The organism is Achromobacter sp. 1011791174, from assembly GCF_059760925.1.
Map to the genome: position 1 here is coordinate 1 of NZ_JCBANH010000160.1, position 7163 is coordinate 7163.

Annotated in this window: 9 protein-coding genes; 6 read left to right on the forward strand and 3 right to left on the reverse strand. The window is 69.4% G+C overall.

Translation table 11 applies throughout. The features are described from left to right. The 6 genes from AC6LJ5_RS29475 to AC6LJ5_RS29500 all read left to right on the forward strand — a co-directional run. The coding region (locus AC6LJ5_RS29475; protein ID WP_498142359.1) for a glycosyltransferase family 4 protein at positions 1–787 on the forward strand (787 nt) is incomplete at its 5' end. Further along, positions 784–1641 (forward strand): polysaccharide deacetylase family protein, encoded by an 858-nt coding sequence (locus AC6LJ5_RS29480; protein WP_498142360.1) that lies wholly within the window; start codon positions 784–786, stop codon positions 1639–1641. The genes AC6LJ5_RS29475 and AC6LJ5_RS29480, both read left to right, overlap by 4 nt. Further along, complete coding sequence (locus AC6LJ5_RS29485; RefSeq protein WP_212319122.1) at positions 1638–2396, forward strand: glycosyltransferase family 2 protein; 759 nt, start codon at positions 1638–1640, stop codon at positions 2394–2396. Before AC6LJ5_RS29480 ends, AC6LJ5_RS29485 begins: the two co-directional genes overlap by 4 nt. Continuing rightward, a complete protein-coding gene (locus AC6LJ5_RS29490) occupies positions 2393–3508 on the forward strand; it encodes a glycosyltransferase (RefSeq protein ID WP_103273623.1) in 1116 nt (371 codons plus the stop codon). The genes AC6LJ5_RS29485 and AC6LJ5_RS29490 overlap by 4 nt, the downstream gene beginning before the upstream one ends. A 16-nt stretch (positions 3509–3524) precedes the next feature. After that, positions 3525–4250: a polysaccharide deacetylase family protein gene (locus AC6LJ5_RS29495; protein ID WP_103273624.1), complete on the forward strand. Its 726-nt coding sequence runs from the start codon at positions 3525–3527 to the stop codon at positions 4248–4250. Then, positions 4225–5385: a glycosyltransferase family 4 protein gene (locus tag AC6LJ5_RS29500; RefSeq protein ID WP_498142361.1), complete on the forward strand. Its 1161-nt coding sequence runs from the start codon at positions 4225–4227 to the stop codon at positions 5383–5385. The genes AC6LJ5_RS29495 and AC6LJ5_RS29500 overlap by 26 nt, the downstream gene beginning before the upstream one ends. Positions 5386–5461: 76 nt before the next feature. On the opposite strand, the gene AC6LJ5_RS29505 is transcribed toward AC6LJ5_RS29500, so the two are convergent. The 3 genes from AC6LJ5_RS29505 to AC6LJ5_RS29515 form a co-directional block, all read right to left on the reverse strand. Beyond that, entirely contained in the window at positions 5462–5743 is a 282-nt protein-coding gene (locus tag AC6LJ5_RS29505; RefSeq protein ID WP_498142362.1) for a YkgJ family cysteine cluster protein, read from the reverse strand. 136 nt (positions 5744–5879) lie between these two features. Beyond that, positions 5880–6644: a YdcF family protein gene (locus tag AC6LJ5_RS29510; protein WP_103273628.1), complete on the reverse strand. Its 765-nt coding sequence runs from the start codon at positions 6642–6644 to the stop codon at positions 5880–5882. A gap of 15 nt (positions 6645–6659) precedes the next feature. Then, positions 6660–7163: glycosyltransferase family 9 protein (locus tag AC6LJ5_RS29515; protein WP_498142363.1), on the reverse strand; the 504-nt coding region annotated here is incomplete at its 5' end.

A 7163-nucleotide genomic window follows, 5' to 3' on the forward strand; every position in this document is an offset into this window, starting at 1 on the left:
CCCCACGCCGCTGATCGTGCGCACGCGGCATCTGTCCAACAAGGTCGGCTCGCTGTGGTCCTATACCCGGCTGCCGCACTGCGTCACCACCGTCAGCGACCACGTGCGCCAGCACCTGATCGATCGCGGCGTGCCGCCGGATCGCGTGGCCACCGTGTACTCGCCCATCGTGCTGCCGCCGCCCGTGGAGCATTCCACGCTGCGCGGCGAGCTGGGCCTGGCCCAGGACGACGTGGTGGTCGGCTGTGTGGCCGTGATGCGCGCCACCAAGGGCCACAAGGACCTGATCGACGCGATCGCTCCGCTGATGGCCAGCCGTCCCAAGCTGCATCTGGTGTTCGTCGCGGGCGGCTCGCCGGTATTCGAGCAGACCCAGGAATACGTGGCGCAACTGGGCCTGCAGGACCGCATCCACCTGATGGGCATGCGGCGCGACGTGCCCAACCTGCTGGCCGGTTTCGACCTGTTCGCGCTGGCCACCCAGCAGGAAGCGTCCGGCACCGTCTACGTCGAGGCGCAGGCCAGCGGCCTGCCCGTGGTCGGCACGGACGTGGGCGGCGTGTCCGAGATGTTCCGCGACGGCGAGACCGGCATCCTGGTGCCGCCCAAGGATCCGGCGGCGCTGGCCGCCGCGCTGACGCGATTGATCGACGATCCGGCGCTGCGCCGCGCCATGGGCGAGGCCGGCCGCAAGCTGGTCTGGGACGAGGGCGTGTTCTCGCCGTCCCGGCTGGCCGAGACCACCGAGGCGGTCTACGGCAAGTGGCTGGCGGAGCGCGGCAAATGAGCACGCGCAGCGCGCCCAACGTGCCGGTGCTGATGTACCACCACGTGACGCCGGCCGGCGGCATGATCGCCGCCACGCCGGACGTGTTCGAGGACCAGATCGCGCGCCTGGCGCGCGCCGGCTACCAGTCGCTGTCGGCCGATCAGTTCGCCGCCTACCTGGCCGGCGCGCCCGTGCCCGAGCGTTCGGTGCTGATCACCTTCGACGACGGCTACCTGAACAACTGGGTCCACGCGCATCCGGCGCTGGCGCGTCACGGCATGCGCGCCGTGCTGTTCATCATCACCGGCTGGATCGGCGACGGCCCCGTCCGGCCGCATGCGGGGCAGGGCGGGCCGCTGCCCGCCACGCCGGACCACGACGCCTGCAAGCAGCTGGTCGCCGCCGGCCGCGCCGACGAGGTCATGCTGCGCTGGAGCGAGGTCGAGGCCATGCGCGCCGCCGGCACGTTCGAATTCCATTCCCATACCCACACGCACACGCGCTGGGACAAGGAATGCGCCGGCGACGTCCAGGCCAAGCGCGCCCGCATCGCCGACGAGCTGCGGCTGTCGCGCGAGGCGCTGGCTGGCCGCCTGGGCAGCGTCAGCGACCACCTGTGCTGGCCGCAGGGTTATTTCGACGCCGACTACGTGGCGGCGGCGCGCGAGGCCGGCTTCCGGCACCTGTACACTACCGACCCTTTCGGCCAGAACACGCCCGGCGCGGATCCCGAGCACATCTACCGCTTCGCGGTGCGCAATCGCGGCGGCTCCTGGCTCAACCGGCGCATCTGGCTGTCGCGCGACCCGTTCTGGGGGCCGCGCTACCACGCCTGGAAAGCCTGGAAAAAGCGTCTTAGGAATCGCGGATGAAGCTATCGGTCATCATCATCACCAAGAACGAGGCGGCCAACATCGCCAAATGCCTCAAGTCCGTGGACTTCGCCGACGAATTCATCGTGGTGGACTCCGGCAGCACCGACGGCACGGTCGAGCTGGCCCGTGCGCTGGGCGCGCGCGTGGAAGTGACGAGCGACTGGCCCGGTTTCGGGCCGCAGAAGAATCGCGCCGTGGACCTGGCGACCGGCGACTGGGTGCTGTCCATCGACGCCGACGAGCTGGTCACGCCCGAACTGGCGCGCGAGATCCAGGAAACGCTCAAGGCACCGCGCGGCGATGTCTACGAAATGCCGCGCCTGTCCAATTTCTGCGGCCGCGACATCCGCCACAGCGGCTGGTGGCCCGACTACGTGGTGCGCCTGTTCAAGCGCGGCACGGCGCGCTTCAACGACGCCTACGTGCATGAGCGCGTGGTGCCGAACGACGGCAAGCGCCCGCTGCAGCTCAAGGGCCATTTCCACCATTTTCCCTACGACACGCTGGACGCGCTGATCAACAAGATCAACCGCTATTCATCGGACGCCGCCGCGTCGATGTACGCCAAGGGCCGGCGCACCTCGATCTTCGGCGCGCTGGGGCACAGCTTCTGGACCTTCGTGCGGATCTACCTGATCCGCCGGGGCTTCCTGGACGGCCGCCACGGCCTGGTGCTGGCCGTCACCGCCGCGTCGGGCAGCTTCTACCGCTATTCGAAGCTGATGTTCCTGGCCGAGAAGAACAAGCAGTGAAGATCCTCTACACGAACTTCCACGGCGGCAACGGCGGCGGGCACGTCACCTACATCATCAACCTGGCGCGGGCGCTGTCGCGCGAACACCAGATCACCGTGGCGGCGCCGTCCACCAGCCGTCTGTACCGCTACGCCAAGGCGATTCCCGGCGTCACGGTCGAGGACATGCGCTACACCACGCGCCCCTCGTCCTGGTTCGGCGACCGGGCCCGGCTGCGCCGGCTGATCAAGCGCGGCGGCTTCGACATCATCCACGCCAACGGCTCGGCCGACCACAAGCAGGTGATGCTGGCCACGCTGGCCATGGCGCGCCGCCCGCGCATCGTCTTCACCAAGCACAACGACCATCCGCTGACCAGCTTCGGCCACAAGCTGCGGGTGGCGCTGGCTACCGACCATGGCATCGCCGTCAGCGACTACATCCACGGCATCATGGCGGCGTCGCCTTACGGCCGGCGCCCCATCACCACCATCCGCCACGGCATCGACACGAATTTCTTCGCGCCGCCGCCGCCCGACAGCCTGGACAAGCTGCGCGAGCTGATCTTCGGGCCGCAATGGCGCGGCAAGCTGCTGCTGGGCAGCGCCGGCGGCACCGACTACGACAAGGGCTGGCTGGACCTGGTGGCCGCCGTGGCCGCGCTGCCGCCCGAGGACAAGGCGCGGGTGCTGCTGATGGTGGCCGGCGATCCGCCGTCCGAGGCCAAGCTGGCGCGCGTGCGCGAGCTGGGCATGATCGACCAGGTGCGCTTTCCGGGCCTGCTGGACGATGTGCGCGCCTCGCTGGCGTCCTGCCATGCGGGTTTCGTGCTGTCGTACCGCGAGGCGCTGTCCTTCGCCTGCCGCGAGATCATGGGCCTGGGCCTGCCGGCCCTGGTCAGCGACGCCGGCGGCCTGCCCGAGAACGTGACCGACGGCGTGGACGGCTGGATCGTGCCGGTGCGCGACGTGCCGGCCATGACCGCCAGGCTGCGGCTGATGCTGGACCAGCCGGAAATGGTCCGGCAGATGGGCCGCAACGCCCGGGAAACGGCCCTGCGCGACTTCAACCTGCACCGTTTCGCCGCCGCCACGCTGGACGTCTACCAGCGTACGCTGGCTGGACGCTGACCTTATAATCCGGTCCATGCGTATCCCCATTCTCATGTACCACCAGATCGGCGAGCCCAATCCCAAGGGCACGCCGTTTCGCGGCCTGACGGTGCACCCGTCCGACTTCACCCGCCAGATGCGCTGGATGCGCCGGCTGGGTTATCGCGGCCTGTCCATGCGCGACGTCATGCCCTATGTGCGCGGCGAGCGCCAGGGCAAGGTGTTCGGCATCACGTTCGATGACGGTTTCCGCAACGTTTTCGAGAACGTCACGCCAGTGCTGAGCGAACTGGGTTTCACCGCCACCAATTACTTCGTCTCGCACCAGTTCGATGGCGGCAACGTCTGGGACAAGCACGTGGGCATTCCGCACGCGCCGCTCATGTCCGTGAGCGAGATGCGCGCCTGGGCCCAGGCCGGCAACGAAGTCGGCTCGCATACGCTGGACCACGTCCATCTGCCCGCGCTGCCGCCCGACGAGGCGCGCCGCCAGATCGTCCAGTCCAAGGACGAACTCGAACAGGCGCTGGGCTCGCCGGTCACGGCCTTCTGCTATCCGTATGGCGAGCAGCAGCAGGAACACCGCGACATGGCGCGCGAGGCCGGCTACGACAACGCCACGCTGACCGTGCGCGGCCGCGCCGGCGCCGATGACGATGTCTTCGGCCTGCCGCGCGTGACGGTATCGCGTTCGACCGGCATCCTCCGCTTCCTGCAGAAGTGCCTGACCCGGTATGAAGACTCCCGCCGGCGCGGTTGAACGGCGGCTGCGCATCGCGCTGCTCGTCGACCGTTTCGGCAACCGCTTCGGCGGCGCCGAGGCCTATGGCGTCGAGTTGATGCGGGTGCTGGGGCAGCGCCATGACATCGAGATCGTGGCGCGAGACTTCGACAGCGACCTGCCTTTCCCCTTCCTGCCCATCCGTTTCCCCGGCTGGCTGCCCAGTTGGATGCGCGTGCTGTATTTCGCATGGCGCGCCGACCGGCTCACGCGCGGCCGGTTCGACATCGTGCATTCGCACATGAACGGCTGGGCCGGCGAGATCCAGGTCATGCACGTGACGCCGGTGCGCTACAACCGCCTGACCCGCGCCAAGCCGCTCAAGCGGCTGACCGCCTGGCTCAGCCCCCGCCTGGCGACCTACCTGCTGCTCGAGAAATCGCGCGTGCGTCCGGCGCCCGAGCGCCGCGTGGTGGCCGTGTCCGGGCTGATCATGGACCAGCTGCACCGCAGCTACGGTCCGGGCCTGGCCGTGGACATCATCGCGCCCGGCGTCAAGCTGCCCTCGGCCGCCGATGCCGCCCAGCGCCAGGCCGTGCGCGGCCGGCTGGGCTGGGACGACGACACCATCGGCTGCCTGCTGGTGGCGCGCAACCCGCTGCGCAAGGGGTTGCCGGCGCTGCTGGACGCCTTGGCGCAGCTGCCCGCGCACTACCGGCTGCTGGTGGTCGGGGCCGACGAAGCCACGCGCGAACGCGTGCGCGGCGCCGGCGCCATCGCGCACCGGGTCGCCCTGATCGAACCCACCCCCGAGGTCGCCCAGTATTTCAGCGCGGCCGACATCTACGCCCATCCCACGCTGAACGACAGCTACGGCATGGCGCCGCTGGAAGCCATGTCGCATGGCCTGCCGGTGGTGGTCAGCTCGCCCGCCTACTGCGGCTTCGCACAGTACCTGTCAGCGGGCAAGGACGCGCTGATCCTGCAGGACCCGCGCAACGGCGCGCAGCTGGCGCAGGCGCTGGAGCGGCTTGGTTCGGAACCCGAACTGCGCGCCTCGCTGGCCGAGCGCGGCCTGGCCATCGCGCGCGAGCAGAGCTGGGAAGCGGTGGCGGCGCGTTATGAAAGCCTCTACGCGCAGGTGCTGCGCGAACGGGAGCAGGCGGCGGCCTGAGCCCTATGCAAAACGGGGCTCTGGCAGCCCCGTTTTCTTCTTGCCGTCGTCCGTGGCGACCAGGCCTAACACTGGCTCAGGCAGACACGGAAGTTTCCCGCTCCAGCCAGCCCAGCCAATGCATCGCCTGCTCCCGGCTGCCCCCGCACATCTCGGCCGACGGCCGCAGCCCGCTGCAGACGGCCGGCCGCTCGGGCTGCCCGAAAATCCCGCAGCGCTCATCCGCCAGCAACTGCACACAGCGCACGCCGGCCGGCTTGCCATCCGGCATGCCAGGGATCGGACTGGAAATCGACGGCGCAGTACAACAGGCCCCACAACCAGGCCGGCAGTCCTGCCCCTGCAAATGCACATTCATAGATCTTATTTATCCACGCCAGCAACCCTGGTCCACGCCAGCAACCACCGCGACCCGGGCCGCGCGGAGCCGGCTCCGCCGGTCCGCAGCGGCGCCCCCTTGAGGGGGAAGCGCCGCAGGCGCTTCGGGGGTGGACCTACACCCAGCCGCGCAGCCAGTAGACGAACAGGCCCGCGTATTCCTTGATGATGGAGCGGCTGGCGTCGAACGTGCGCTGGTCGGGCACCCACAGCGACAGCGAGCCGTCGGTGGGCGGCACGATCTGCGGCGGCGCCGGCGCGGCGATGGCGACCACGCCCTGCTTGGCGAAGGCGGCCATGGCGCGCGGCATGTGCAGCGCGGAGGTCACCAGCAGGATCTTGCCGATGCCACGAGCCTTGAGCTGGTCCTCGGTCATGGCGGCGTTCTCGTAGGTGGTGCGGCTGGAGTTCTCCAGGATCAGCGCCGTTTCCGGCACGCCCTGCTGGCGGATGGCGTGGGCCATGCCGCGGGCTTCGCTGACGTCGCCTTCCAGCGCGCCGCCCGACAGCAGCACCTTGGGCGCGCGGCCGGCCAGGTAGAGCTGGGCGGCGATGTCGATCCGCACCACGGCCTTGTCTTTTTCATAAGGCAGGAACCAGTTGGCGCGGCCGTTGGCCGTGTTGCCGCCCAGCACCACGATCGCGTCGGCGGTCGGGGATTGCTCGGGCGACAGGTGGGGATAGCGGCTTTCCAGCGCTCCGCCCAGCCAGACCGAGGTTACCGGCAGCGACCAGGCCAGCGCCCATAGCAGGCCCGCGACGATCAGCGCGCCGCCGGTCTTGCGCAGCCGGAACAGGCCCAGCACCAGGCCGATGACGACCAGCGTCATGCACAGGTTGAACGGAATGATGAGGTTGGTCAGATAGCTGGAAAAGGTCATGTCTAAACAATCCGGTTACTGCTGGCCGTCCAGCAGGCGCCTGGCCTGCTGTTCGACTTCGTCCTCCGGCGGCCATGCGTCTTCAGCGCCCACGCAGACCGCGCGCGGCGACCAGGGGCCGGTGCGGCCGGGCCGGGTGACGCCGAACAGCGTGAGCTGCCGGGCGGACGCGGCGGCGGCCACGTGCGAGACGCCTGAATCGTTGCAGATCACCAGGGCCGACCGCGCGGTCAGGGCGGCGAAGGCGCCGAGCGACAGCGGCGGCAGCAACTGGGCGGTCGGCGCATTGCGCCGGGCCTCGTCCGTTTCCGCGGGAGGAGGGCACATTACCACGGTATGGCCCTGATTCTGCAAGCCGCGGGTAAGTGTATCGAATCCTGGCCAGACTTTGACCTTGCCCTTGTGCAGGCCGGTGGCGGTGGGCGCGATCAGGACGAAGCGTTTGCCTGTCAGCCCGGCGGCGGCCAGGGCCTCGTCGGCTGCCCGCTCGTGGGCGGGCGTGAGCGGCAGGTCCAGCGT

Bases quoted from the DNA above. Each gene is read 5' to 3' on its own strand.
- AC6LJ5_RS29510 (WP_103273628.1), bottom strand. From the start codon at position 6,644: ATGACCTTTTCCAGCTATCTGACCAACCTCATCATTCCGTTCAACCTG.
- AC6LJ5_RS29495 (WP_103273624.1), top strand. From the start codon at position 3,525: ATGCGTATCCCCATTCTCATGTACCACCAGATCGGCGAGCCCAATCCC.
- AC6LJ5_RS29500 (WP_498142361.1), top strand. From the start codon at position 4,225: ATGAAGACTCCCGCCGGCGCGGTTGAACGGCGGCTGCGCATCGCGCTG.
- AC6LJ5_RS29485 (WP_212319122.1), top strand. From the start codon at position 1,638: ATGAAGCTATCGGTCATCATCATCACCAAGAACGAGGCGGCCAACATC.
- AC6LJ5_RS29505 (WP_498142362.1), bottom strand. From the start codon at position 5,743: ATGAATGTGCATTTGCAGGGGCAGGACTGCCGGCCTGGTTGTGGGGCC.
- AC6LJ5_RS29480 (WP_498142360.1), top strand. From the start codon at position 784: ATGAGCACGCGCAGCGCGCCCAACGTGCCGGTGCTGATGTACCACCAC.